Annotated in this window: 19 protein-coding genes and 2 pseudogenes; 10 read left to right on the top strand and 11 right to left on the bottom strand. The window is 72.7% G+C overall.

From position 1 onward, the window contains the following. Positions 1–71: 71 nt before the first annotated feature. Entirely contained in the window at positions 72–350 is a 279-nt protein-coding gene (locus SXIM_RS28620) for a hypothetical protein (protein WP_046724983.1), read from the top strand. A gap of 38 nt (positions 351–388) precedes the next feature. Beyond that, positions 389–613 carry an antitoxin gene (locus SXIM_RS22425; RefSeq protein ID WP_324604814.1) on the top strand — a complete coding sequence of 75 codons (225 nt, stop codon included), beginning with the start codon at positions 389–391 and terminating at the stop codon, positions 611–613. Between the two features lie 68 nt (positions 614–681). Here the strand turns inward: SXIM_RS22425 and SXIM_RS22420 are convergent, their stop codons facing one another. Together SXIM_RS22420 and miaB are read right to left on the bottom strand one after the other, a co-directional pair. Then, positions 682–1,401, bottom strand: a complete 720-nt coding sequence (locus SXIM_RS22420; protein WP_046724982.1) for a class III extradiol dioxygenase subunit B-like domain-containing protein — start codon at positions 1,399–1,401, stop codon at positions 682–684. Positions 1,402–1,728: 327 nt separating this feature from the next. Beyond that, a complete protein-coding gene (gene miaB / locus SXIM_RS22415) occupies positions 1,729–3,231 on the bottom strand; it encodes a tRNA (N6-isopentenyl adenosine(37)-C2)-methylthiotransferase MiaB (RefSeq protein ID WP_046724981.1) in 1,503 nt (500 codons plus the stop codon). A gap of 117 nt (positions 3,232–3,348) precedes the next feature. On the opposite strand from miaB, the gene SXIM_RS22410 reads away from it, so the two are divergent. Continuing rightward, complete coding sequence (locus SXIM_RS22410; RefSeq protein WP_030730118.1) at positions 3,349–4,359, top strand: TAXI family TRAP transporter solute-binding subunit; 1,011 nt, start codon at positions 3,349–3,351, stop codon at positions 4,357–4,359. Between the two features lie 147 nt (positions 4,360–4,506). Further along, positions 4,507–7,578: an alpha-mannosidase gene (locus tag SXIM_RS22405; protein ID WP_046724980.1), complete on the top strand. Its 3,072-nt coding sequence runs from the start codon at positions 4,507–4,509 to the stop codon at positions 7,576–7,578. On the opposite strand, the gene SXIM_RS22400 is transcribed toward SXIM_RS22405, so the two are convergent. Further along, the gene (locus SXIM_RS22400) at positions 7,541–8,980 is read right to left on the bottom strand and encodes a sensor histidine kinase (RefSeq protein ID WP_046724979.1); all 1,440 of its coding nucleotides are present in this window, start codon (positions 8,978–8,980) and stop codon (positions 7,541–7,543) included. The two genes, SXIM_RS22405 and SXIM_RS22400, sit on opposite strands and share 38 nt — an antisense overlap. Positions 8,981–8,995: 15 nt before the next feature. Then, a complete protein-coding gene (locus SXIM_RS22395; RefSeq protein WP_030730111.1) occupies positions 8,996–9,682 on the bottom strand; it encodes a response regulator transcription factor in 687 nt (228 codons plus the stop codon). 268 nt (positions 9,683–9,950) lie between these two features. On the opposite strand from SXIM_RS22395, the gene SXIM_RS22390 reads away from it, so the two are divergent. The 5 genes from SXIM_RS22390 to SXIM_RS22370 all read left to right on the top strand — a co-directional run bounded on the left by SXIM_RS22390 (position 9,951) and on the right by SXIM_RS22370 (position 14,969). Then, positions 9,951–10,736 (top strand): amino acid ABC transporter ATP-binding protein, encoded by a 786-nt coding sequence (locus SXIM_RS22390; RefSeq protein ID WP_030730108.1) that lies wholly within the window; start codon positions 9,951–9,953, stop codon positions 10,734–10,736. Between the two features lie 61 nt (positions 10,737–10,797). Next, entirely contained in the window at positions 10,798–11,634 is an 837-nt protein-coding gene (locus tag SXIM_RS22385; RefSeq protein WP_030730105.1) for a glutamate ABC transporter substrate-binding protein, read from the top strand. A 98-nt stretch (positions 11,635–11,732) separates the two neighbouring features. After that, the gene (locus SXIM_RS22380) at positions 11,733–12,407 is read left to right on the top strand and encodes an amino acid ABC transporter permease (RefSeq protein WP_030730102.1); all 675 of its coding nucleotides are present in this window, start codon (positions 11,733–11,735) and stop codon (positions 12,405–12,407) included. Then, complete coding sequence (locus SXIM_RS22375; RefSeq protein WP_030730099.1) at positions 12,404–13,330, top strand: amino acid ABC transporter permease; 927 nt, start codon at positions 12,404–12,406, stop codon at positions 13,328–13,330. The genes SXIM_RS22380 and SXIM_RS22375 overlap by 4 nt, the downstream gene beginning before the upstream one ends. An 82-nt stretch (positions 13,331–13,412) precedes the next feature. Continuing rightward, entirely contained in the window at positions 13,413–14,969 is a 1,557-nt protein-coding gene (locus tag SXIM_RS22370) for an FAD-dependent monooxygenase (RefSeq protein WP_246156916.1), read from the top strand. A 35-nt stretch (positions 14,970–15,004) separates the two neighbouring features. On the opposite strand, the pseudogene recX reads toward SXIM_RS22370, so the two are convergent. The 3 genes and pseudogenes from recX to SXIM_RS22355 form a co-directional block, all read right to left on the bottom strand. Continuing rightward, a pseudogene (gene recX, locus SXIM_RS22365) lies at positions 15,005–15,697 on the bottom strand (recombination regulator RecX); the annotation flags it as partial. After that, positions 15,616–16,761 carry a recombinase RecA gene (gene recA, locus SXIM_RS22360; protein ID WP_030730088.1) on the bottom strand — a complete coding sequence of 382 codons (1,146 nt, stop codon included), beginning with the start codon at positions 16,759–16,761 and terminating at the stop codon, positions 15,616–15,618. The pseudogene recX and the gene recA, both read right to left, overlap by 82 nt. Positions 16,762–16,937: 176 nt before the next feature. Continuing rightward, positions 16,938–17,132 (bottom strand): DUF3046 domain-containing protein, encoded by a 195-nt coding sequence (locus SXIM_RS22355; RefSeq protein WP_030730086.1) that lies wholly within the window; start codon positions 17,130–17,132, stop codon positions 16,938–16,940. A gap of 113 nt (positions 17,133–17,245) precedes the next feature. On the opposite strand from SXIM_RS22355, the pseudogene SXIM_RS22350 reads away from it, so the two are divergent. After that, positions 17,246–21,912 (top strand): annotated as a pseudogene (locus tag SXIM_RS22350) (ATP-dependent helicase). A 79-nt stretch (positions 21,913–21,991) separates the two neighbouring features. Here the strand turns inward: SXIM_RS22350 and SXIM_RS22345 are convergent. The 4 genes from SXIM_RS22345 to rimO form a co-directional block, all read right to left on the bottom strand. Beyond that, positions 21,992–22,372: a helix-turn-helix domain-containing protein gene (locus tag SXIM_RS22345; protein WP_026047653.1), complete on the bottom strand. Its 381-nt coding sequence runs from the start codon at positions 22,370–22,372 to the stop codon at positions 21,992–21,994. 95 nt (positions 22,373–22,467) lie between these two features. Further along, entirely contained in the window at positions 22,468–23,022 is a 555-nt protein-coding gene (locus SXIM_RS22340; protein ID WP_030730080.1) for a CinA family protein, read from the bottom strand. After that, positions 23,019–23,693, bottom strand: coding sequence for a CDP-diacylglycerol--glycerol-3-phosphate 3-phosphatidyltransferase (gene pgsA, locus SXIM_RS22335; protein ID WP_046724977.1), 675 nt, complete (start codon positions 23,691–23,693; stop codon positions 23,019–23,021). Before pgsA ends, SXIM_RS22340 begins: the two co-directional genes overlap by 4 nt. After that, a complete protein-coding gene (gene rimO, locus SXIM_RS22330; RefSeq protein ID WP_046724976.1) occupies positions 23,690–25,207 on the bottom strand; it encodes a 30S ribosomal protein S12 methylthiotransferase RimO in 1,518 nt (505 codons plus the stop codon). The genes pgsA and rimO overlap by 4 nt, the downstream gene beginning before the upstream one ends. Between the last annotated feature and the right edge of the window lie 2 nt (positions 25,208–25,209).

Below are 25,209 nucleotides of genomic sequence, written 5' to 3'. Positions count from 1 at the left end.
GACGTGATGCGGCCGGGGTCGTTTGCACCTCGGGGGCATGCCAGGGACACACGGAAGATCAGGAGCAGCTCATGGGTGTGGTCAGCAAGGTTTTCGGCCGTTTCCGCCGCCCGACGGACGAGGCGGGGCAGGCGGCCGCGACCGCGCCGGACGCCGGGACGGCGGAGACGCAGGACGTGGCACAGGCCGTGGTGGACGCGGTGGCGAGCGCGGACACCACCGATGCCCCGGAGGCGGGCCGGGACGCCGGGCAGCCGGGCGCCGCGGACGCCGTCGACATCCCGAAGCAGACAGCGGCCGACGAGGCGGCGGATAATGAGGCGGACGAGGGCGCTCGTCAGCAGCAGTAGGCAGCACGTCGAGAAAGCAGGTGGCCGGGATGGGCTTCATGGACAAGCTCAATGTCGACAAGCTGAAGCAGACGCTCAGCCAGAACCGCGACAAGGTCGAGATGGGTCTGGACAAGGCCGCCGACGCCGTGGACTCCCTGACCAAGGGCAAGTACAGCGACAAGATCGACAGCGGCGCGGACAAGGCGAAGGACGCCCTCGGCAAGCTCGGGGACGGCGAGGACGGCAAGGACCAGGGCAAGGGCGCCAAGAGCGGCTCCTGATCACCGCCTTCGCGGTGCCGGTACGGAGCAGGCCCGGGACGGATGTCCCGGGCCTGCTCCGTACGCGTTCACGACCAGGTGGCGACGAAGTAGCCCACGCCGTACGGGGCCTCGTCGTACAGCAGGGCACCGCCGAGGCCCGCGCCCCGGCCCGCGCCCGCGAGCAGCTGCCAGCCCGAGCGGCCGGCGACCCGCAGTTCGCGGGCCAGCTCGGCGTCGAGCCCGTCCAGGGCCGCGATGTCGGCACGGCCCAGCGCGGCGGCGGCGTCCGCGTCGAACGCGGCGGCCCGCTCGTCGAAGGCGCCAGGAGCCTTGGGGGTACGGCACGCGCTGCCGTCGCCCATGATGAGCAGCGCGAGCCGTTCGGTGCGGGTGGCCAGCTCCGCGCCGGTGTCGGCGCAGGAACGCCGCTCCAGCGTCTCGCCGATGCCGAGCCCTTCGACGGGCGCGGCGTTCCAGCCCTGCTCGGCCAGCAGCCAGGCCGCCACGGCGAGGGAGGGCGGCAGTTCGCGGCCGTCCTCGGGTGCGGGGACGGCGGCCCGGCCGAGCCGGACGCCGAGATCCACACCGAAGCCGTGAAAGGAGCCGGGCGAGCCCTCCGGGTACGCCCCGCGCGCCTCGCTGAGCGCGGGCCCCACCACCACGAGCCGCGAGGGCCGGGCCGCGGCCAGCACCCCCAGCGCGTCGGCGCAGGCGGCCCGTGCGCCATCCAGCTCCCCGGCGGCACCCCCCGCCACCTCGGGAACGAGCAACGGCGGGCAGGGGCACACGGCGGCGGCGACAAGCATGCCGGTCAGCCTAGCGGCGCCGAGGAGCGCTCACCGGAGTCCCACACCAGCTCCCGCGCCACGAACCGGCACGGGTACGACATCCCCATGGCCCCCGTGAGCAGCGCAAGACAGCCGCTCTCCTCCCGGAAGACCTGGCGCCGTTCGATCCGGCGCGGGAACACCGGCTTGTGGCCGCGGACGAACGGCCACAGCGCCTGGATGGCTTCCTCTTGCGTTCCGTCGTGCTCGCCGACGAGCCGGGCGTCCCAGCAGCGGGCTGTGCCGGTCCGAACGTTCTCCTCGACGAGCAGCCCCCACCATCGTGGCCTGTCCGCGGTGTGCGGGTCAGCAGACGCTGCACCCGCCGCCGGGCTCCGCCGCCTGGGTGGGGGCCGGAGCCCCGATCGTCGGGAGGCCCAGCATCACGCCCTGCGGCTTCGCCGCGGCCGACGGGGCGGCGTTGCGCAGCTCCCAGGCGTCGCCCGCCCGGGTGCGCCGCACCGCGCTCGGCGGGGCCTCGGCGAGCAGGTGGTGCGGGGCGGCGTAGCTGATCTCCACGGTGACCATGTCGCCGGGCCGCACCGGCTGCCCGGGCCGCGCGAAGTGCACCAGCCGGTTGTCGGGGGCGCGCCCCGACAGGCGGCGGGTCGCGTCGTCCTTGCGGCCCTCGCCCTCCGCGACGAGCACCTCCACCGTGCGGCCGACCTGCCGCTTGTTCTCCTCCCAGGAGATCTCCTCCTGGAGCGCGACCAGCCGCTCGTACCGCTCCTGGACGACGGCCTTGGGCACCTGCCCGTCCATCTCGGCTGCCGGGGTGCCCGGGCGCTTGGAGTACTGGAAGGTGAACGCCTGCGCGAACCGCGCCTGGCGCACCACGTGCAGGGTCTCCTCGAAGTCCTCGTCCGTCTCCCCGGGGAAGCCGACGATGATGTCGGTGGAGATGGCGGCGTCCGGCATCGCGGCGCGCACCTTCTCGATGATGCCCAGATAGCGTTCCTGCCGGTACGAGCGGCGCATCGCCTTCAGCAGCCGCGAGGAGCCGGACTGCAGCGGCATGTGCAGCTGCGGCATCACGTTCGGGGTCTGGGCCATCGCCTCGATGACGTCGTCCGTGAAGTCGCGCGGATGCGGTGAGGTGAACCGCACCCGCTCCAGGCCCTCGATCCGGCCGCAGGCGCGCAACAGCTTGGAGAACGCCTCGCGGTCGCCCATGTCGGAGCCGTAGGCGTTGACGTTCTGCCCGAGCAGGGTGATCTCCAGGACGCCCTCGCCGACCAGGGCCTCCACCTCCGCCAGCACATCGCCCGGCCGCCGGTCCTTCTCCTTGCCACGCAGCGCCGGGACGATGCAGAAGGTGCAGGTGTTGTTGCAGCCGACCGACACCGACACCCACGCCGCGTACGGGCTCTCCCGCCGGGTGGGCAGGGTGGAGGGGAACGCCTCCAGCGACTCGGCGATCTCCACCTGCGCCTCGCGCTCCACGCGGGCGCGCTCCAGCAGCACCGGGAGCTTGCCGACGTTGTGCGTGCCGAAGACCACATCGACCCACGGCGCGCGGCGCGTGATGGTGTCCCGGTCCTTCTGGGCCAGGCAGCCGCCGACGGCGATCTGCATCCCGGGGCGGGCGGCCTTCTTGGGGGCCAGCTGGCCGAGGTTGCCGTACAGCCGGTTGTCGGCGTTCTCCCGGACGGCGCAGGTGTTGAAGACCACCACGTCGGCGGTCTCGGCGTCCTTCCCGGCGCGGACGTAGCCTGCCTGCTCCAGCAGCCCTGACATGCGCTCGGAGTCATGAACGTTCATCTGACAGCCGAACGTTCTGACTTCGTATGTGCGCGCGACTTCCGGCATGCGAGTGCTCAATCCAAAAGAGATCCGGGACCTGATATTGCGGATCACCCAGTTTACGTGCCCCCGCCGACAGCCCGCCCTTGCCTCCGGGGGCGGACAGCGCGCAGGATCTGCCGCATGGTCTCCCTGCGCCTCCCGCCCCCGCTGCGCCGCCGTCCGGTGCCGGTCCTGCTCGGTGTCGCCGTCGTGCTCGCGCTGCTGGGGGTGGTGCTGTGGGCACCGGCCACCCGGGGCCAGGAGAGGCTGAGCGGCTCGCTGACGCTGAGCACCGGGGCGCCGAGCGGGGTGTACGCGCGGTACGGGACGCTGCTGCAGAGCCAGCTGGCCCGGGAGGCCCCGGACCTGGACATCACGCTGCGCGGCAGCGCCGGGTCGGTGGAGAACATCGAGCGGCTGGTGTCGGGGGAGGCGGACTTCGCCATCGCGACGGCGGATTCGCTCGCCTCGTACCAGGCGGCGGGCGGCGAGGGCGCGGACACGCTGCTGGCGTGCGCCCGGCTGTACGACGACTACATCCAGCTGGTGGTGCGGGCCGACTCGCCGGTGGAGAGCGCCGCCGACCTGGCGGGGCTGCGGGTCGGGGTGGGGCAGGACCAGTCCGGGGTGCAGCTGGTGACGCGCGAGCTGCTGGCGGCGGCCGGGCTCGACATGGACCGGGACATCACGGCGGTGCGGCAGGGCATCAACACCACACCCACCATGCTGGAGGCGGGCCGGATCGACGCGTTCTTCTGGTCGGGCGGGCTGCCCACCTCGGCGGTGGAGCGGCTGGCGGGGCACTCGGACGTGCGCCTGGTGCCGCTGGGTGATCTGGTGCCGGCGCTGCGCGGCGAGGACGGCTCGTACCGCGACCACTACCGGGCCGCGGTGCTGCCGCCCGACGCCTATCCGGACATCGCCGGCAGCCAGGTGATCGACACGGTCGCGGTGGCGAATCTGCTGGTGACCACGGACCGGGTGGACGCCGCGCTGGCGGAGCAGATGACCCGGTCGGTGATCAACGGCCGGGACCGGATCGGTTCGCAGGTGCACGCGGCGCAACGCGTCGATCTGCGCACGGCGATCTACACGCAGCCGCTCCCGCTCCATCCGGGGGCGCGGGAGTACTACCGCTCGGCCAAGTCCTGAGCGCCGGCCGCTTCCCGGCCGCGTCCCCCGCCCCCTCGTGCGCGCGGCGGAAGTGATCTAGCCTCGATGGGCGCGCAGTCCTGGTAATCCCGGTAGTCCGGGAAATCCCGGTCATCCCGGTTCGACGACGAGCCTTCGGAGCCCGCCATGCATGACGACCGCAGCATTGTCGAAGACCGGCTGCGGCGCGTTCTCGATGAACGCGTCCGGCCCGCCGTCCACCGGGACCCGGTGCCGCTGACCGTGGAGCGCTGGGACGCTCCCGGCGAGCCCGTCCCCGTCGCCGAGGCGCTGGCCGCCCCGTACGCGCCGTGTGCCGGGGCCGGGGAGCGCTGGGGCCCGGCGTGGGGCACCACCTGGTTCAGGGTGACCGGCAGCGTTCCGCAGGGCTGGGCGGGGCGCAGCGTGGAGGCGGTGCTGGACCTGGGCTTCGACCGCGGCATGCCGGGCTTCCAGTGCGAGGGCCTGGTGCATCTGCCCGACGGCACCGTCGTGAAGGGCCTGAACCCCGACAACTCCTGGGTGCGGCTGGCGGACTCGGCGGCCGGCGGCGAGGAGGTGGTGCTGTACGTGGAGGCGGCGGCCAACCCGACCCTGAACGATCCGCGCCCCACCCGCCAGGGCGATGTCCGCACGGCGGGCGACGAGCCGCTGTACCGGCTGGCCGCGATGGACCTGGCCGTCTTCGAACCGCAGGTCTTCGAGCTGGTGGCGGATCTGGAGGTGCTGGGCGGGCTGATGACCCAGCTGCCGGTGGAGGACGCGCGGCGCTGGGAGCTGCTGCGCACCATCGAGTCGGCGCTGGATGTCCTGGACCTGGACAATGTGCCGGGCAGCGCGGGCGCCGCACGCACCCGCCTCGCGCCGGCGCTCGCCGCCCCCGCGCACGCCTCCGCACACCGGTTGAGCGCCGTGGGCCACGCGCACATCGACTCGGCGTGGCTGTGGCCGCTGCGCGAGACCGTGCGGAAGGTGGCGCGCACCACCGCCAACGTCGTCGCGCTGATGGACGAGCACCCGGAGTTCGTGTTCGCGATGTCCCAGGCGCAGCAGCTGGCCTGGCTCAAGGAGCACCGGCCCGAGCTGTTCGCGCGGGTGAAGAAGAAGATCGCGGCCGGCACCTTCGTCCCGGTGGGCGGGATGTGGGTGGAGTCGGACACCAACATGGTCGGCGGCGAGGCCATGGCCCGGCAGTTCCTGTACGGGAAGCGGTTCTTCCTGGACGAGTTCGGGATCGAGACCGACGGGGTGTGGCTGCCGGACTCGTTCGGCTTCACGGCGGCGATGCCGCAGCTGGTGAAGCTGTCCGGCTCCAGCTGGTTCCTGACCCAGAAGATCTCCTGGAGCCAGACCAACGCCTTCCCGCACCACACGTTCTGGTGGGAGGGCATCGACGGCACCCGGGTCTTCACCCACTTCCCGCCGATCGACACCTACAACTCCGACCTCGGGGGCGCCGAGCTGGCCCGCGCGGCGCGCAACTACCGCGAGAAGGGCCGCGGCACCCGTTCCCTGGCGCCCTTCGGGCACGGCGACGGCGGCGGCGGTCCCACCCGGCAGATGCTGGCCAGGGCCCGCCGGCTGGCCGACCTGGAGGGCTCGCCCCGGGTGCGGATCGAGGAGCCCAGCGCGTTCTTCGACGCGGCCCGGGCGGAGTACGAGGACGCCCCGGTGTGGGTGGGCGAGCTGTATCTGGAGCTGCACCGCGGCACGTACACCTCGCAGGCCAAGACCAAGCAGGGCAACCGGCGCGCCGAGTCGCTGCTGCGCGAGGCCGAGCTGTGGGCGGCCACCGCCGCATTGCGGGTACCCGGCTACGCGTACCCGTACGAGGATCTCGAACGGCTGTGGAAGACGGTGCTGCTGCACCAGTTCCACGACATCCTGCCCGGCTCGTCCATCGCCTGGGTGCACCGCGAGGCCCGCGCGACGTACGAGCGGGTGCACGGTGAGCTGGCAGCCCTCACCGGGGCCGCCCAGCGTGCGCTGGCCGCAGACGGCGCGGACGGCGGCGGCGACGCCGTGACGGTGTTCAACGGCGCCCCGCACGCCCGCGGCGGCATCCCCTCGGGCGGCGCCGCCCCGCGCCCGCCGCGCGCCACCCCGCCCGTCACCGTGGCCGAACGCGACGGGGGCGGTTTCGTCCTGGCCAACGGCTTGCTGCGGGTGGAGATCGACCACCGGGGCCTGCTGGTCTCGGTGCGTGACGGCGACGGGGAGGGCGTGGGCCGTGAGGCCATCGCCCCGGGCCGGGCCGGCAACCTCCTCCAGCTCCACCCGGACCTGCCCAACCACTGGGACGCCTGGGACATCGACGCCTTCTACCGCCACAACACCACCGATCTCACCGGCTTCGACGAGTTCGAGCTGGCCGAGGCGGACGAGGACGCCGCCACCGTGCGGGTGGTCCGCGGCTTCGGCGCCGGTTCGGCCGTGCGGCAGCGCATCACGCTGCGCTCCGGCGCCCGCCAGGTGGATCTCGACACCGAGATCGACTGGCAGGAGAGCGAGAAGATCCTCAAGGCCGCCTTCCCGCTGGATGTGAAGGCCGACCACTCGGCCGCCGAGACGCAGTTCGGGCACGTCTTCCGCCCCACCCACACCAACACCTCGTGGGAGGCGGCGAAGTTCGAGATCTGCGCCCATCGCTGGCTGCACGTCGGCGAGCCCGGCTGGGGCGCGGCGCTGCTGAACGACTCCACCTACGGCCACGACGTCACCCGCGAGGTACGGGCGGACGGCGGGCAGACCACGACCGTACGGCTGTCGCTGCTGCGCGCCCCGCGCTACCCCGACCCGGAGACCGACCAGGGCACCCACCGGCTGCGGTACGCGCTGGCGCCCGGTGCGACGCTCGCCGACGCGGTACGCGAGGGGCACGCCCTGAACCTGCCCGAGCGGTCCGTCCCCGGGAACGCCACCGTCACCCCGCTGGTGAGCGTGGCACCGGAGGCGCCCATCGTGGTCGAGGCCGTCAAACTGGCCGAGGACCGCAGCGGTGACGTGGTGGTGCGGCTGTACGAGTCGGGCGGCGGCCGGGCGAGCGGCCGGCTGCTGGCGGGCTTCCCGCTCGCCTCGGCGACCGCCACCGATCTGCTGGAGCGCCCCCTGACCGACGCCCCGGGCTACCCGGTGGGCCGGGACGGCGGGGTGGAGCTGACCCTGCGGCCCTTCGAGATCCTCACCCTGCGGCTGGTGCCGGCCGCCGCTGCGGGCTGACCTCGGGCGCGTGCCGGGGCACGGAGACCAGCACGCGCAGTCCGTGCGGCTGGTTGTGGGCGTAGGCGATGGTGGCGCCGCCCGCGGCCAGCAGCACGTGCACGATGGACAGGCCGAGGCCGGATCCGGCGACGTTCTGGTGGCGCCCGGCCCGCCAGAAGCGGTCGCCGATCCGTTCCAGTTCCTCGTCGTCCAGACCGCGCCCGGTGTCGGCGGTCTCGATGGTGACCCGGTCGCCCTCGGCGGTGACGGTGACGGTGACCTCGCCACCGAACGGCGTGAACTTCAGCGCGTTGTCGATCACCGCGTCCAGCGCGCTGGAGAGCGCCACCGGATCCGCCCAGCCGGTGACCGCGCCGGCTCCCGCCTGGCGCAGCACCACCCCGCCGCGGCCCGCCACCGGCCGCCAGGAGCCGATCCGCTCGGCGACCAGCGCCGCCACATCGGTCAGCCGCAGGTCCGCGGCGGTGTGCTCGGCCAGCGCCAGGTCCAGCAGGTCGTCCAGGACCCGCGCCAGCCGCTTGCCCTCGGCCTGCACGGAGGCGAACTCCGCGCTGCCCTCCGGGAGGTCGAGACCCAGCAGCTCGATGCGCAGCAGCAGGGCGGCGAGCGGGTTGCGCAGTTGGTGGGAGGCGTCGGCCACGAACGCCCGCTGCTGTTCGAGGATCTCCTCGACGTGGTCGGCCATCTCGTTGAAGGACCGCGCCAGCCGTTTGAGCTCGGGCGGCCCGCCGCCGGGCGCCACCCGGGCGGTCATCCGGCCGGTGGAGATCTCGTGGGTGGCCCGGTCCAGCACCCGCACCGGGCGCAGGATCCAGCCGGTGAGCTGGTGGGCGGCGGCCAGCGCCAGCAGCATCGCGGCGGCCAGGCCGTACCCGATGGGCAGCCAGCCGGACAGGATGCGCGAGCGCAGCGGGCCGGTCGGTGACTCGGTGACGACCACCGCGATCACATCGCCGTCGCGGATCACCGGGGAGGCCACCACCAGGGTGCGCTCGTCGTCCCAGGGCCACACCTGGCCGGGGCCGCGGCTGCGGCGCCCGGCCAGCGCCTCGGCGAAGGCGTCGCCGTCCTCCTCCCCGCGCGGCGCGGCCCAGCCGACGGGGGCCACCGCCATCGGCTCCCCGTCCCGCTGGAAGACGCCGGCCTTGATCCCGTACACCTCGTGGTAGCGCCGAAGCTCCTCCTGGAGGGTGCCCAGCGGGTCGGCGGCCCCGTCGCCGTCGGGCGAGAGGCCGGCGGCGAACTGGGCGAGCGAGGCGAAGCGGGCGGTGTCGTCGATGCGGTCGACGACGACGCGCTGCTGCTCGGTGCTGGCCTGGCTGGTGGCCAGCGGGATGCCGAGTGCCAGCAGCACCGTGGCGAGCAGCACGGTGAGCAGCAGGAGGAGGCGCGAGCGCATGTCGGGGCGGGTCTCTCAGCGGGGCGGCAGGGCGAGCCGGTAGCCGACGCCGCGCACCGTCTCGACGAGTTCGGGGCGGCGCAGCTTGGAGCGCAGCGAGGCGATGTGCACCTCCAGGGTGCGGCCGGTGCCCTCCCAGCTGGTCTGCCACACGTCGGAGATGATCTGCTCCCGGCGGAAGACCACCCCGGGCCGGTGGGCCAGCAGTGCCAGCAGGTCGAACTCCTTACGGGTCAGCGCGATCCGTTCACCGTCCACGGTCACCTGGCGGGAGGCGTGCTCCAGGGTGACCGGGCCCAGGGACAGGACGCCGCCGGGGCCCTCGGCGCGTTCGGGCTCCTCGGCGGCCTTGCGGCGGCTCACGGCGTGGATGCGGGCCAGCAGCTCGCCGGTGTCGTACGGCTTGACCACGTAGTCGTCGGCGCCGATGTTCAGGCCGTGGATGCGCGAGCGCACGTCGGCGCGCGCGGTCACCATGATCACCGGGATCGAGGTGAGGCGGCGGATCCGGCCGCACACCTCGAAACCGTCCAGGTCGGGCAGGGTGAGATCGAGCAGGACGACGTCGAAGGAGCCGTTCCGCAGCCGGGTCAGCGCGTCCTCGCCGCCCCGGGCGTGCGCCACGGAGATGCCGTGGCGGCCGAGCACCGCGATGAGGGCGGCGGCCACGTGTTCGTCGTCCTCGACCAGGAGGAGTCTCATCCCGCTCCGCGACCTCCCATCCGCTGCGCTGCCGGTGTGCTTCCTATCTGCATCCATCACGGGGGCGGACCCGGAGTCAAGGGGCTTCCGGAGAGCTGAACTGTTCCGTTATCCGGAAAACGGGGAACGCATACCGACAGCGACCGGGCGTCACCGTACGCATTCCGCGCGATCGGATCGTGATGCTCAATTTCCGCTCAACTCTGCTGACGCTGCCTCGCGTGCTGGCTAGTGTCCCTGCAACCGACGAGGACGGAGCAACCCCACGATGAGCGAGACGTCGCTGACCAAGGAACCCGAGGACGCGTCGCCTGCGACGGGAGACCTGGTCGTCCTGGACAGCGTGAACAAGCACTTCGGCGCGCTGCATGTGCTTCAGGACATCAACCTGACCATCAAGCGCGGCGAGGTCGTCGTCGTCATCGGTCCCTCCGGATCCGGCAAGTCCACGCTGTGCCGTTCCATCAACCGGCTGGAGACCATTGACGCCGGAACGATCACCATCGACGGCGACCCCCTTCCGCAGGAGGGCCGCGAGCTGGCCCGGCTGCGCGCCGATGTGGGCATGGTCTTCCAGTCCTTCAATCTGTTCGCGCACAAGACCGTGCTGCAGAACGTGATGCTCGGCCCGATCAAGGTGCGCCGCCAGGACAAGGCCGAGGTCGAGACCCGGGCCCGGGCCCTGCTCGACCGGGTGGGCGTCGGCAACCAGGCCGACAAGTACCCGGCCCAGCTCTCCGGCGGCCAGCAGCAGCGCGTGGCCATCGCGCGTGCCCTGGCGATGGAGCCGAAGGTGATGCTCTTCGACGAGCCCACCTCGGCCCTGGACCCGGAGATGATCAACGAGGTCCTCGAAGTCATGCAGCAGCTGGCTGCCGAGGGCATGACCATGGTCGTCGTCACCCATGAGATGGGCTTCGCCCGCTCCGCCGCCAACCGCGTGGTGTTCATGGCGGACGGCCGGATCGTCGAAGAGGCCGACCCCCACCAGTTCTTCGACAACCCGCGCAGCGACCGGGCCAAGGACTTCCTTTCGAAGATCCTCGCCCACTGAGCCCGGCACGCCGCACGCAACCGATACGCACAGCACGTTCGACGAAGAGGGAAGTACAACCATGAAGCTCCGCAAGGCAAGCGCGCTGGCCGCCTCCGTTCTCGCCCTGTCCCTGACCGCGACCGCCTGCGGCTCGAGTGACGACGACAACGGTGGCAGCGGTGACGGTGGGGGCGGGAAGATCACCGTCGGCATCAAGTTCGACCAGCCCGGTCTGGGCCTGAAGACCCCGGACGGCACGTTCGCCGGTTTCGACGTGGACGTGGCCACGTATATCGCCGGTGAGCTCGGGTACACCCCGGAGAACATCAACTTCGTCGAGTCCCCCAGCCCCGAGCGCGAGAACCTGCTCAAGCGCGGTGACGTCGACTTCATCGTCGCCACCTACTCCATCACCGACACCCGCAAGCAGGAGGTCGACTTCGCCGGCCCGTACTTCGTGGCCCACCAGGATCTGCTGATCCGTGCCGACGAGGACGTCACCAGCGAGGACGACATCAACAACCTCACGCTGTGTTCGGTCGCCGGCTCCACCCCGGCGCAGCGCATCAAGGACGAGATCGCCCCCGACGCCGGGCTGTTCGAGCAGGCCACCTACTCCGAGTGCCTGGCGGGCCTGGAGAACGGCCAGGTCGACGCGATCACCACGGACGACGTCATCCTGGCCGGTTACGCCGCGCAGGACCAGCACCAGGGCAAGTTCAAGCTGGCCGGCCTGAACCTGTCCGACGAGTTCTACGGCATCGGTGTCCAGAAGGGCTCCGACCTGCGCGCCGACATCAACACCGCCATCCAGAAGATGATCGACGACGGCGAGTGGGACGCGGCCATCGAGAAGAACGTCGGCCCCTCGGGCTACGCCGCCGAGGGCGCCCCGGAGATCACGGAGACCAACTGAGCGTCCGGGCCACGGGGAGGGAGCGCCGCCGCTGACATCCGGCGGCGGCGCTCCGCCCCACCTCCTCATCCCACTCTCCGCCGAGACTGCGAGTTTCCGTGTTCGAATTCCTTGATCTCGAACGGTATGACCTGTTCGGGGCGTTCTGGGTAACGGTGCAGCTCACCTTCTACTCAGCCGTCGGCTCCCTCATCTGGGGAACCATCCTGGCCGGCATGCGCGTCAGCCCGGTCCCGATCATGCGTGCCTTCGGTACCGCCTACGTGCACATCTTCCGTAACACCCCTCTGACCCTGATCATCCTGGCGTGCTCCCAGGGCCTGTACTTCACCCTGAACTTCGACATGGGGGCGGGCAAAGACCTGGAGGCGCTGGGCTTCCGGCTGGCCGTCCTGGGCTTCGTCGCTTATACCGCCACCTTCGTCTGCGAGGCAGTGCGCTCCGGCATCAACACCGTTCCGGTGGGCCAGGCGGAAGCCGCCCGCGCACTGGGGCTGAACTTCTTCCAGGTGCTGCGGCTCATCGTGCTCCCCCAGGCGTACCGCTCCGTGGTGGCGCCGCTGGCCAACGTGCTGATCGCGCTGACCAAGAACACCACGATCGCCTCCGCCATCGGGGTGGCCGAGGCCTCCGCCCTGATGAAGGCGATGATCGAGAACGAAGCCCAACTGATTCCGATCGCGGCGATCTTCGCCCTGGGATTCATCATTCTCACTCTTCCCATGGGGCTGTTCCTCGGCTGGGTGAGCAAGCGCGTGGCGGTGAAACGATGAGCGACCTCTCCGTTCTGTACGATGCCCCGGGCCCCCGCGCCCGCCGGCGCAACGTCCTGATCGCCACCCTCTTCGTGATCCTGCTCGCGGCCGGGGCCTGGTGGCTCTACGGGACCCTGGACGACAACGGCGAACTGGACGCACGCAAGTGGGATCCTTTCGTCACCGACTCCCGGGTGTGGACGACCTATCTGCTGCCCGGCCTGCAGGCCACGCTGACGGCGGCGGCGCTCGCCATGGTGATCGCCCTTCCGCTGGGCGCGATCCTGGGCATCGGCCGGCTGTCGGACCACTGGTGGATCAGCAAGCCGGTCGGCGCGATCGTGGAGTTCTTCCGCGCCATCCCTGTTCTGCTGCTGATGCTGTTCGCCAACGAGGCGTACGCGATGTGGACGGACGTGGACCGGTCCGACCGGCCGATGTACGCGGTGGTCACGGGCCTGGTGCTGTACAACGCCTCGGTCCTCGCCGAGGTGGTCAAGGCCGGCATCCTGTCCCTGCCCAAGGGCCAGCGTGACGCCGCCCAGGCGATCGGCATGCGCAAGAGCCAGATGATGACCTTCGTCCTGCTGCCGCAGGCGGTCACAGTGATGCTGCCGGCGATCGTCAGCCAGCTGGTCGTCATCGTCAAGGACACCGCCCTCGGTGGCGCCCTGCTCGGCTACAGCGAGCTGATGCGCAGCGTCGGCCTGGTCAGCGCGAACTACGGCAACGTCATCGCCAGCTTCGTGGTAGTCGCCGTGATCTTCATCGTGGTGAACTTCCTGATCACCAGCTTCGCGAGCTGGCTGGAGGGCAAGCTGCGGCGCGGCAAGCGCAGCACGGGGGTGACCGTGACCGTGGATCCGGGCGCCCAGGTCGGCGGCGTCGGCGGGGGGATGGCGGTCGCTGCCCCACCGTCCGGGGACGGCGAGAAGGCCTGATCCGGCCAACCGCCGACTCCCGTACGTCAAGGCCGACTTGACGCAAGAACAACCGCTGGGTTGCATACATGATGTGCTGCCCGTGATCATTGCCGGCGCGGGCCCGATCGGGCTCGCGCTGGCGCTTGCCCTGGCCGGGCACCGTGTCCCCACCATCGTGCTCGATGGTGCCGACGGCCCCCCGCCGCCCCGCCTCGCCCGTACCTGCGTCCTCTTCCCGGACCTCGCCCACTGGGCCAGGCTGCCGGGTCTGGGCCGGGAGACCGCCACCCTCAGCGGCTGGCACACCCGGCAGCGCGGCCGCACGGTCGCGCACCGTGCCTTCGCCGCCGGTGAGGCGCCGTTCCACCTCCCGCAGCACGCCCTGGAGGGTGCGCTGCGCGCGGCGGTCGCCGGCCAGGAACTGATCCGTGTCCTGGCCGGCACCCGCGTCACCGCCGTGGAACAGAGCGACACCGAGGTCGTCGTCCGCAGCACCGAACTCACCGAGCAGACACTGCGCGGCAGTTATCTGGTCGGCTGCGACGGCGCCCGTTCCACCGTGCGCAAGCTGCTGGGCATCGGTTTCCCCGGCCGCACCGCCGTCGAGCGCCACGCCGTGGCGGCGCTGCGCACCGAACTGCCGTGGCCCGGCGAGGGCGGAGTGCACCGGGGCGGCCCCGGCGGCGAGGTGACCGTCCGGCCGCTGCCGGGCCACCGCTGGCGGCTGGATTGGCCGCTGCCCGAGGAGGACGGGCTCATCACCCCGGACGCGATGCTGGAACGGGTGCACACCACCCTCGGCGGCTGGCACGACGGCGACCTGCCGCGGTACGAGCTGCTGGACGCCGGCGTCCAGGTCTGTCATCAGCGCCTGGCCCTGCGCTGGCGCTCGGGGCGGGTCTTTCTCGCCGGGGACGCCGCCCGCCTGCTGGGCGCGCTCGGCACCCAGCAGATCGCCGAGGGCCTGCGGGACGTCGAGAATCTGTCCTGGAAGCTGGCCGCCGCCTGTCACCACGCGCCGGCCGCGCATCTGCTGGACAGCTATGAGATCGAGCGTCGCACCGCGGTCGCCGACCGGCTGCGGGCCGTGGACCAGGCGCTGCCCCTGGTACGCGGCCGGCGCGGATTGCTCACCCGGCTCGTGCGCGGCCGGGGCAAGGGGCGACTGCGGCTGCTCACCGACGGCCACACCGGCGACGGGGCGCTGGGCGCGCCCGGCCGTTACCCGGACTCGCCCCTGACCTTCGTCTCCCACCGGGCCGCCAGCGCCACCCCGCCCGGGTCCACGGTGCTCGATGTGCCGGTGACCGCGCTGGACGGCACGCGCACCCGACTGCGGCACTGCCTGGGCGGGCCGCTGCTGCTGGTGCTGACCGCCCCCGGTTCGCGGGTGTGGGACGCCAAGCACTGGCTGTCGGCGGGGCTGATGCCCCGGCTGGCGGTGGCCGCCCGGGCGCTGCCGGTGCCCACCGAGCTGCTGGTCACCGAGGACTATCCGGGCGCGGCGGCGCACACCCTGCTGGTGATCCGCCCCGACGGCCATCTGGCGGCGACCCTGCCCGGCGCGGACCGGGAGGAGTTGCTGGCCTTCATAGCGCGCTGGCGTGCGGAGACGGAGGCGGGGCCGGACGCCCGCGCGGGCACCACGGCTGTCTGAGGCTCCGTGCGGTCAGTGACCGGGCCGCGGCCCGGTCACTGACCGGTGGCGGGCGGCGGCCAGGCCGTGGAGTCCTCCCACCCGTCCTCCTCCTGGTGGCCCTCCGCCTCCAGTGCCTGCCGGACCACCCGCAGGGCCATCCCCTCCGGGTAGCCCTTGCGGGCCAGCATCCCGGCCAGCCGGCGCAGCCGTTTGTCCCGCTCCAGCCCCCGGGTGGCGCGCAGCTTGCGCTGCACCAGGTCGCGGGCGGTGGCCTCCTCGCGCTCACTGTCCAGCGTGCCCACGGCCTCCTCGATGACGGCCGGGTCCACCCCCTTGGTGCGCAGCTCCCGCGCCAGCGCCCGGCGGGCCAGGCCCCTGCCGTGGTGCCGGGACTCGACCCAGGCGCCGGCGAACGCGGCGTCGTCGATGAACCGCAGTTCCTCGAAGCGGTCCAGCACCTCGTCGATCACCGGGTCGGGGATCTCCCGCTTGCGCAGCGCCTCCGTCAGCTGCTGCCGGGTGCGCGGGGCCCCGGTGAGCAGCCGCAGGCAGATCGCCCGTGCCCGCTCCGCCGGATCCCGCGGCTCCCGCTCCTTCTGCGACGCCCCCGCCCCGGCCCTCGACAGGGAGGGGGCGTCGCCGCTCTCGGTGCGCCGGGTCACCGTCAGCTCTTGGCCGCGGCGGCCGCGGTCTTGGCCGTCTTGGTGGCCTTGGCCGCCGGCGCGGGCACGGTCTTCGCGGCGGCGGTGGCGGACGCCCCGGTGGCAGGCGTCTTCGCCGCGTCCTTGGCCGGCTCGGCCTCGCTCGTCCCGGTCTTCGGGCCGATGCCCAGCTTCTCCTTGATCCGCCGCTCGATCTCGTTGGCGAGATCGGGGTTGTCGCGCAGGAAGTTGCGGGAGTTCTCCTTGCCCTGCCCCAGCTGGTCGCCCTCGTAGGTGTACCAGGCGCCGGACTTGCGGACGATGCCGTGCTCCACACCCATGTCCAGCAGCCCGCCCTCGCGGCTGATGCCCATGCCGTACAGGATGTCGAACTCGGCCTGCTTGAACGGCGGGGCCACCTTGTTCTTGACGACCTTGACGCGGGTGCGGTTGCCGACCGCGTCGGTGCCGTCCTTGAGGGTCTCGATCCGCCGGATGTCCAGGCGCACCGAGGCGTAGAACTTCAGCGCCCGGCCACCCGTGGTGGTCTCCGGCGAGCCGAACATCACCCCGACCTTCTCCCGGAGCTGGTTGATGAAGATCGCGGTGGTCTTCGACTGGTGGAGCGCACCGGTGATCTTCCGCAGGGCCTGGCTCATCAGCCGGGCCTGGAGACCCACGTGCGAGTCGCCCATCTCGCCCTCGATCTCGGCGCGCGGCACCAGGGCGGCCACCGAGTCGATGACGATCAGGTCCAGGGCGCCGGAGCGGATCAGCATGTCCACGATCTCCAGCGCCTGCTCGCCGTTGTCCGGCTGGGAGAGGATCAGCTGATCCACGTCCACGCCCAGACGCTTGGCGTACTCCGGGTCCAGCGCGTGCTCGGCGTCCACGAACGCGACCGTGCCGCCCGCCTTCTGGGCGTTGGCCACCGCGTGCAGCGTGAGGGTGGTCTTGCCTGAGGACTCGGGGCCGTAGACCTCCACCACCCGCCCGCGCGGGAGACCGCCGACGCCCAGGGCCACGTCCAGGGCCGTGGAGCCGGTGGGGATGATCTCGATGGGCTCGTCAGGGCGCTCCCCCAGGCGCATCACCGCGCCCTTGCCGAACTGTCGTTCAATCTGTGCGAGAGCGGCGTCGAGCGCCTTCTCGCGGTCCGTACCTGCCATGGGAGCCACCCGGTCCGTCTGATTCGATCGCTTCACACTCACGGACGCTAGTGCCTGCCACTGACAATCGACGCCGACACCCGGCCGGGGCACCGCTCCGCACCCCCATAAGAATGGATGTTCGATTTTTGTGTCAAGCGCCCCCGCCCGCCTGTGGAAAACCTCATTTCCGCAGTTCAGCGCAGGTGTGCGGGCACCTCGACCGCCGCACAGACCCCGCGCCAGACGTCTTTGACCGCCCATCCGGCGTCCAGCGCCTCGTGCACCGTCCGCCCACCCAGCTCGGACATCACATGGTCCCGGGCGAACGATTCCGCGTACGCGGGCCCGAAGTTTTCCCGCATCCGCGCCCAGAATTCCGTCAACCGCATGGTTCCAGTATCCCGCCCCGCGCGGCCGGTACCGGCGGCCCTCGCCACGGCCCCAGCCCGCCGCCCCCGCCGCCACCCGGCCGTTTGTCAGTGGCCGGGTGCACGATGGTCGGGTGAGCACTTCCAGCGCCCTGAGCGGATTCTCCCCGGCCACCCGCGCGTGGTTCACCGGGGCCTTCTCCGCGCCCACCCCCGCCCAGGAGGGCGCCTGGCACGCGATCGCCGCGGAATCCGACGCGCTGGTGGTCGCCCCCACCGGCTCCGGCAAGACCCTGGCCGCCTTCCTCGCCTCCCTGGACCGGCTGGCCGCCACCCCGCCCCCGCCGACCCCCTCAAGCGCTGCCGGGTGCTGTACGTCTCCCCGCTCAAGGCCCTGGCCGTCGACGTCGAACGCAACCTGCGCAGCCCGCTGACCGGCATCCGGCAGGAATCCGTACGCCTCGGTCTGCCGGAGCCGGAGATCACAGTCGGCATCCGCTCCGGGGACACCCCGCCCACCGAACGCCGCGCCATGTCCCGCCGCCCCCCGGACATCCTGATCACCACCCCCGAGTCGCTGTTCCTGATGCTGACCTCCGCCGCCCGCGAGGCGCTCGCCGGCGTGGAGACGGTGATCCTGGACGAGGTGCACGCAGTCGCCGGCACCAAGCGCGGCGCCCACCTCGCGCTCTCCCTGGAACGGCTCGACGCCCTGCTGGAGCGCCCCGCCCGCCGCATCGGGCTGTCCGCCACCGTGCGCCCCGTCGACGAGGTGGCCCGCTTCCTGTCCCCGCGCCGCCGCGCCACCATCGTGCAGCCGCCCAGCGGCAAACAGTTCCAGCTGTCCGTGGTCGTCCCCGTCCCCGACCTCGGCGAGCTCGGCGGCTCCCCCGTCCCTGACGCCCCCGGCTCCGGCGAGAAGCCCTCCATCTGGCCCTCCGTCGAGGAGCGCATCGTCGACCTGGTGCGGGCGCACCGTTCCACCATCGTCTTCGCCAACTCCCGGCGGCTGGCCGAGCGGCTGTGCAACCGGATGAACGAGATCGCCCACGAGCGCGACACCGGCACCCCGCTCCCCGAGGAACACTCCCCCGCCGACCTGATGGGCGGCTCGGGCGCCGCGAAGGGCGCCCCCGCCGTCCTCGCCCGCGCGCACCACGGCTCGGTCTCCAAGGAGCAGCGCTCCCAGATCGAGGAGGACCTCAAGGCCGGCCGGCTGCCCGCGGTCGTCGCCACCTCCTCGCTGGAACTGGGCATCGACATGGGCGCCGTCGACCTGGTCATCCAGGTGGAGTCCCCGCCCTCGGTGGCCTCCGGGCTCCAGCGCGTGGGCCGCGCGGGACACCAGGTGGGGGCGGTCTCCTCCGGCGTGGTCTTCCCCAAGTACCGGGGTGACCTGGTGCAGTCGGCGGTGGTCACCGAACGGATGCGGGCCGGTGCCATCGAGGCCCTGCGTGTCCCGGCCAACCCGCTCGACGTCCTGGCCCAGCAGCTGGTCGCGATGACCGCCCTGGACACCTGGGACGTGGACGAACTGCTCGCGCTGGTCCGCGGCGCCGCCCCGTTCGCCGCGCTGCCCGAATCGGCCTTCCACTCGGTCCTCGACATGCTCGCCGGCCGCTACCCCTCGGACGCCTTCGCCGAGCTGCGGCCCCGCCTGGTGTGGGACCGGGTGGCGCACACGGTCACCGGCCGCCCCGGCGCCCAGCGGCTGGCCGTGACCTCCGGCGGCACCATCCCCGACCGCGGCCTGTTCGGGGTGTTCCTGGCGGGCTCCGATCCGCGCAAGGGCGGCGGCCGGGTCGGGGAGCTGGACGAGGAGATGGTGTACGAGTCGCGGGTCGGCGACGTGTTCACCCTCGGCACCACCTCCTGGCGGATCGAGGACATCACCCGGGACCGGGTGCTGGTCACCCCGGCGCCCGGGGTGCCGGGGCGGCTGCCGTTCTGGAAGGGTGACCAGCTGGGCCGCCCGCTGGAGCTCGGCCGCGCCCTCGGCGCGTTCCTGCGCGAGGTCGGCGCCCTGGAGCCCGCCGCGGCCAGGGAACGGCTGACCGCGGCCGGCCTGGACACCTGGGCGGTGGACAACGTCCTCGGCTACCTGGACGAGCAGCGCCGGGCGTGCGGGCACGTCCCCGACGACCGCACCATCGTGGTGGAGCGGTTCCGCGACGAACTGGGCGACTGGCGGGTGGTGGTGCACTCCCCCTTCGGCGCGCAGGTGCACGCCCCCTGGGCCCTGGCTCTCGGCGCCCGGCTCACCGAACGCTTCGGCGTGGACGCCCAGGTGCTGCACGCGGACGACGGCATCGTGCTGCGGCTGCCCGACATCGATCTGCTGGGCTTCGACCCGGACGGGGCCGCACCCGACACCGGTCTCGACCCCGCGCGGTACGCGGCGGACGACGGACAGCCCCCGGTCACCGCCGCCGATGTGCTCTTCGAGGCGGGCGAGGTCGATGACCTCGTCACCGAACAGGTCGGCGGCTCCGCACTGTTCGCCGCCCGGTTCCGCGAGTGCGCGGCCCGCGCCCTGCTGCTGCCGCGCCGCGATCCCGGCCGCCGTACCCCGCTGTGGCAGCAGCGCCAGCGCGCCGCCCATCTGCTCTCGGTCGCCAGCGAGTTCGGCTCGTTCCCGATCGTCCTGGAAGCCGTGCGCGAATGCCTGCAGGATGTCTTCGACGTGCCGGGGCTCGCCGAGCTGATGCGCGACATCGCCGGCCGCCGGGTCCGCCTGGTGGAGGTCACCACCCGCGAACCCTCGCCCTTCGCCCGCTCCCTGCTGTTCGGGTACGTGGCGCAGTACCTGTACGAGGGCGACTCGCCGCTGGCCGAACGCCGCGCCGCCGCCCTCTCGCTGGACTCCCGGCTGCTGTCCGAACTGCTCGGCAAGGCGGAGCTGCGCGAGCTGATCGACCCCGGCGTCCTGGAGGAGCTGGAGCGCGAACTGCGCTGGCTGACCCCGGAACGGCGGCTGAAGGACGCCGAGGCCGTCGCCGACGCGCTGCGCGTCCTGGGCCCGCTGACCGACGCCGAGCTGACCGAACGCGGCGCGGAACCGCACTGGGCCGAGCAGTTGGAGCACGCCCGCCGCGCCCTGCGAGTACGCATCGGCGGCCGGGAGCACTGGGCGGCCGTCGAGGACGCCGGACGGCTGCGGGACGCCCTGGGTGCGGCCCTCCCGGTGGGGGTGCCCGAGGCGTTCACCGATCCGGTGCGCGATCCGCTGGGTGACCTGCTGGCCCGCCACGCCCGTACCCACGGCCCCTTCACCTCCGCGCACGCCGCCGAACGGTTCGGGCTGGGCACCGCCGTAGCCGACGGCGCCCTGCACCGGCTGGCGGCCGAGGGGCGGCTGGTCCAGGGCGAGTTCCACCCCCAGGGGCGGGGCCAGGAGTGGTGCGACGCGACGGTGCTGCGCCGGCTGCGGCGCCGCTCGCTGGCCGTGCTGCGCCAGGAGCTGGAGCCCGTGCCGCCGACCGCGCTGGCCGCCTTCCTGCCGCGCTGGCAGCACGTCGGCGACCCGTCGGGCGGCGGGGGCGGACTGCGCGGCATCGACGGACTGCTGCGCGCCGTGGAACAGCTGCAGGGCGCGCCGGTGCCGGCCTCCGCCCTGGAACGGCTGGTACTGCCCTCCCGGGTACCCGGGTACGGCCCGCAGCTGCTCGACGAGCTGACCACCTCCGGCGAGGTGGTCTGGGCGGGCGCCGGGGCGCTGCCCGGCAAGGACGGCTGGGTGGCGCTGTACCCGGCCGACAGCGCCCCGCTGCTGCTGCCTCCCGCGCACCCGCTGGAGCTGACCCCGGTTCACCAGGCGGTGCTGTCGGCCCTGGAGGGCGGCTACGGGCTGTTCTTCCGGCAGATCGCCGACCGGGTCCACCAGCAGTGGCCCGACACACCGGAACCCGCGCTGGCCGAGGCCGTGTGGGAGCTGGCCTGGTCCGGGCGGCTGACCAATGACTCGCTGGCCCCGCTGCGGTCACTGCTGGGTTCGGGGCGCACGGCGGGATCCACCGCCCACCGGGCCCGGCGCAGCACCCCGCGTGGCCGGTACGGCTCCCTGGCGGTGGCGGCCGGCCCCGGCCGCAGACCGCCGGCCTCCCGTGGCGGACCACCCACCGTGGCGGGCCGCTGGTCGCTGCTGCCGCCCCGGGAGAGCGATCCGACGGTCCGCGCGCACGCCCTGGCCCGTACGCTGCTCGACCGGCACGGGGTGGTGACCCGGGGCGCGGTGTCCGCCGAAGGGGTGACGGGCGGCTTCGCGGCCGCCTACCGGGTGCTGTCGGTGTTCGAGGAGAGCGGGCAGGCGCGGCGCGGCTACGTGGTGGAGGGACTGGGCGCCGCCCAGTTCGCGATGGAGGGGGCGGTGGACCGGCTGCGGGCGATCGCCACCTCCGGGGAACACCCGGGCCCCGGTACGGCGGGCAAGGCGGTGGTGCTGGCCGCGGCCGACCCTGCCAACGCCTACGGCGCCGCGCTGCCGTGGCCTGAGCCCCCGCAGGACGCCGGCCACAAGCCGGGCCGCAAGGCGGGCGCCCTGGTCGTCCTCGTCGACGGCGCCCTGGTGTGCTACCTGGAGCGCGGCGGCCGCTCCCTGCTCGCCTGGCGGGACGCGGACGATACGGAGGCCCTGCGGGCGGCGGCCGGGGCGCTGGCTGCGGCGGCCGGGCACGGCGCGCTGGGCACCATCACGGTGGAACGGGTCAACGGCACGGCCGTGCTGTCGGACCCCACCTGGGTGCGGCTGCTGGAGGAGGCGGGCTTCCACGCCACCCCGCGCGGATTGCGGCTGCGCGGTTGAGCCGGCCACAGGCGTGCTCCGGAAAGACCGACCGGGAAGGGCCCTGACGGCTCTCCCCGGCGGTGTGGTGCCTGTGTGCTCAGGCCGCTACGACGTCCACGGCCTCGGCCGGCGCCTTGATCGTCACATGCTCGTCCGGACGGTGCGTGACCGAGGTCACGCGGACCGGGTTGAGCATCGGGCGCATCGGGGCCGGCACCGCGTCGCTCGCCGCGGACGCGGCCAGCTCGGCGAGTGCCAGCTCATCGCTGACCTCGCGCATCAGTTCCGACATCCGCAGCTCAAGAGCGTCGCAGATGGCAGCCAGCAGCTCCGAGGACGCTTCCTTCTGCCCGCGCTCCACCTCGGAGAGGTAACCGAGCGAGACCCGGGCTGACGAGGACACTTCGCGCAGAGTGCGGCCCTGTCGTTGGCGCTGCCGACGCAGCACGTCACCCAGTAGGCGACGGAGCAGGATCATCGGTGGCTCCCTCCTCGGACCGTTGGCCTCGCTTGCTTCATGCCCCACCGTACCGCCTCGGACTCCACCCGTGCGGGGAGCGATGTCTTGTTCACTCAGGGCTGCAAACATCCATCCTCTCCGTTCTGTTCCGTGTTTCGACCCGCCGCTCGGGCGGTTTGGACGAGTTCTTCGCGCAGCAGAGCGAGCACCGCCCGTACGCTCCCGGCCCGGATCGCGGCCCGGTCCCCACTGAGCTGAATCCGCTGAGCGACGACTCCCCCGGATCCGGGGGGCGAAACCGCTACGTAGACGGTGCCCACCGGCTGACCGTCCTGCGGGTCAGGACCGGCCACCCCGGTGGTGGCCACGCCCCAGTCGGCGCCGAGCCGCTCGCGCACCCCGGTGGCCAGCTGTCTGGCGACCTCGGCGTCGACCGCGCCGCGCTCCGCGAGGAGCGCGGCGTCCACGCCGAGCGTCCCGCGCTTCACATCGGTGGCGTACGCGGTGACCGAGCCCCGGAAGACCCGCGAGGCCCCGGGGATGTCCGTGAGCGCCGCGGCCACCAGACCGCCGGTGAGGGATTCGGCCACCGCGAGAGTCTGTCCGCGCCCGGCCAGCAGGGTCAGTACCTGGGCCGCGGGGTTCCCCGCCGTGCCGCCGTCACTCACCGTTCGCTCTCCTCCCGCTCCGCCGTACGCCGCCCACCGCGCTCGCGCGCCAGTCCGGCCCGGCGCAGCACGATCGCCTGCCGTATGTAGTCGAGAGCGGTGCCCACCGTGAGCACCACCGCCGCCGCCATCACCCACCAGCGGGCGGTGGCCAGCAGTCCGGGCAGCACCAGGATGTACATGCCGACCGCGACGCCCTGGGCGAGGGTCTTCGCCTTGCCGCCCCGGCTGGCCGGGATCACCCCGTGCCGGATGACCCAGAAGCGCAGTGCGGTGATGCCCAGCTCACGGGCGAGGATCACCGCGGTCACCCACCAGGGCAGCTCGGCCAGCAGCGACAGACAGATCAGCGCGGCGCCCATGATCGCCTTGTCCGCGATGGGGTCGGCGATCTTGCCGAAGTCGGTGACCAGGTTGTAGCGCCTGGCCAGCTCCCCGTCGAAGAGGTCGGTGATCATGGCGATGGTGAACGCGGCCCACGCCCAGGCCCGCCAGACCGGGTCGTGGCCCCCGTCGGCGAGCATCAGCAGCACGAAGCCGGGCACCAGCAGCAGCCGGATCATGGTCAGCACATTGGCGATGTTCCACAGTCCAGGCCCGGCCGCCGTCGCCGCGGCCCGCCCGCCGGCCGGCCGTCCCTTCCCGGCCGCCGCGGCCGGCACATCGCTCATCTGTCGGCCCCGGCGGGTACGGGGACGGTGGCCGGGCGCGGTGCGGCGAACAGGTCCACTCCCTCGGCGCCGGTGATCTCGGTGTCGATGAACTCCCCGACGCCCGGCACCGGGGCGTCCGGGGAGCCGGTGATCAGCATCTGGCCGTCGGTCTCGGGCGCCTGGTGGGCGGCGCGGCCCACCGCGACGACCCCGTCCTCGGCGCCGTCCTCGGCCGCGACGGACTCGATCAGTACCCGGGCCGGCTCACCGATCCGGTCCTCGGCGCGCTGCGCGGTCAGCTGTTCCGCCAGCTGGGTGATCCGGTCCAGCCGCTCGGCGATCACCTCCGAAGCGTTCTTCCGCTCGTAGGAGGCCGCCTCGGTGCCGTCCTCGTCCGAGTATCCGAAGACACCGATCGCGTCCAAGTCGGCCCCGATCAGGAAGCGCTCCAGTTCCGCCACGTCGGCCTCGGTCTCACCGGGGAAACCGACGATGAAGTTGGAGCGCACCCCGGCCAGCGGCGCCTTTCCCCGGATAGTGGCGAGCAGTTCGAGGAAGCGGTCGGTGTCCCCGAACCGCCGCATGGCACGCAGCACCGCGGGCGCCGAGTGCTGGAAGGAGAGATCGAAGTAGGGGGCGACCTTCTCGGTGCCGGTCAGCACGTCGATCAGTCCGGGGCGCATCTCGGCGGGCTGCAGGTAGCTGACCCGGATCCGCTCCAGGCCGTCCACGGCGGCGAGTTCGGGCAGCAGGGTCTCCAGCAGCCGGATGTCGCCGAGGTCCTTGCCGTAGGAGGTGTTGTTCTCGGAGACCAGCATGATCTCCTTGACGCCCTGCTCGGCCAGCCAGCGCGCCTCTCCCAGCACGTCGGAGGGCCGCCGGGAGATGAATGAGCCCCGGAAGGACGGGATCGCGCAGAACGAGCAGCGCCGGTCGCAGCCGGAGGCCAGCTTCACCGACGCCACCGGACCGTCGCCCAGCCGGCGCCGCAGCGGCGCCCGCGGCCCGGAGGCCGGCGCCAGACCGGCCGGCAGGTCCGCCGGGACGCTCTCCCCGTGCCCGGGCAGCGCCACCTCGGCGCCCTGCCGCTCCACGGGGCTGATCGGCAGCAGCTTGCGCCGGTCGCGCGGGGTGTGCGGCACGTGGCCGCCGCCGGACAGGATGCTGCCGAGCCGCTCGGAGATGTCCGCGTAGTCGTCGAAGCCGAGCACGCCGTCCGCCTCCGGCAGGGCCTCGGCCAGTTCCTTGCCGTACCGCTCGGCCATACAGCCGACCGCCACCACCGCCTGGGTGCGGCCCCGGCCCTGGCCGGCCGCCGCCTTCAGGTCGCCGGCCTCCAGCAGCGCGTCGACCGAGTCCTTCTTGGCGGCCTCGACGAAGCCGCAGGTGTTGACCACGGCGACGTCGGCGTCCGCCGCGTCGTCGACCAGATCCCAGCCGTCTGCGGCCAGCCGCCCCGCCAGCTCTTCCGAATCCACCTCATTACGGGCGCATCCAAGGGTGACCAGGGCAACGGTACGGCGATCGGACATGG

This window comes from Streptomyces xiamenensis, from assembly GCF_000993785.3.
Lineage (GTDB): Bacteria > Actinomycetota > Actinomycetes > Streptomycetales > Streptomycetaceae > Streptomyces > Streptomyces xiamenensis.
This window is presented reverse-complemented; position numbering and strand designations above follow the sequence as displayed.

Excerpts from the sequence above, each read along its gene's own strand:
- SXIM_RS28620 (WP_046724983.1), top strand. The coding sequence starts at position 72 with ATGGGTGTGGTCAGCAAGGTTTTCGGCCGTTTCCGCCGCCCGACGGAC.
- SXIM_RS22425 (WP_324604814.1), top strand. The coding sequence starts at position 389 with ATGGACAAGCTCAATGTCGACAAGCTGAAGCAGACGCTCAGCCAGAAC.
- SXIM_RS22420 (WP_046724982.1), bottom strand. The coding sequence starts at position 1,401 with ATGCTTGTCGCCGCCGCCGTGTGCCCCTGCCCGCCGTTGCTCGTTCCC.
- miaB (WP_046724981.1), bottom strand. The coding sequence starts at position 3,231 with ATGCCGGAAGTCGCGCGCACATACGAAGTCAGAACGTTCGGCTGTCAG.
- SXIM_RS22410 (WP_030730118.1), top strand. The coding sequence starts at position 3,349 with ATGGTCTCCCTGCGCCTCCCGCCCCCGCTGCGCCGCCGTCCGGTGCCG.
- SXIM_RS22405 (WP_046724980.1), top strand. The coding sequence starts at position 4,507 with ATGCATGACGACCGCAGCATTGTCGAAGACCGGCTGCGGCGCGTTCTC.
- SXIM_RS22400 (WP_046724979.1), bottom strand. The coding sequence starts at position 8,980 with ATGCGCTCGCGCCTCCTCCTGCTGCTCACCGTGCTGCTCGCCACGGTG.
- SXIM_RS22395 (WP_030730111.1), bottom strand. The coding sequence starts at position 9,682 with ATGAGACTCCTCCTGGTCGAGGACGACGAACACGTGGCCGCCGCCCTC.
- SXIM_RS22390 (WP_030730108.1), top strand. The coding sequence starts at position 9,951 with ATGAGCGAGACGTCGCTGACCAAGGAACCCGAGGACGCGTCGCCTGCG.
- SXIM_RS22385 (WP_030730105.1), top strand. The coding sequence starts at position 10,798 with ATGAAGCTCCGCAAGGCAAGCGCGCTGGCCGCCTCCGTTCTCGCCCTG.
- SXIM_RS22375 (WP_030730099.1), top strand. The coding sequence starts at position 12,404 with ATGAGCGACCTCTCCGTTCTGTACGATGCCCCGGGCCCCCGCGCCCGC.
- recA (WP_030730088.1), bottom strand. The coding sequence starts at position 16,761 with ATGGCAGGTACGGACCGCGAGAAGGCGCTCGACGCCGCTCTCGCACAG.
- SXIM_RS22355 (WP_030730086.1), bottom strand. The coding sequence starts at position 17,132 with ATGCGGTTGACGGAATTCTGGGCGCGGATGCGGGAAAACTTCGGGCCC.
- SXIM_RS22345 (WP_026047653.1), bottom strand. The coding sequence starts at position 22,372 with ATGATCCTGCTCCGTCGCCTACTGGGTGACGTGCTGCGTCGGCAGCGC.
- pgsA (WP_046724977.1), bottom strand. The coding sequence starts at position 23,693 with ATGAGCGATGTGCCGGCCGCGGCGGCCGGGAAGGGACGGCCGGCCGGC.
- rimO (WP_046724976.1), bottom strand. The coding sequence starts at position 25,207 with ATGTCCGATCGCCGTACCGTTGCCCTGGTCACCCTTGGATGCGCCCGT.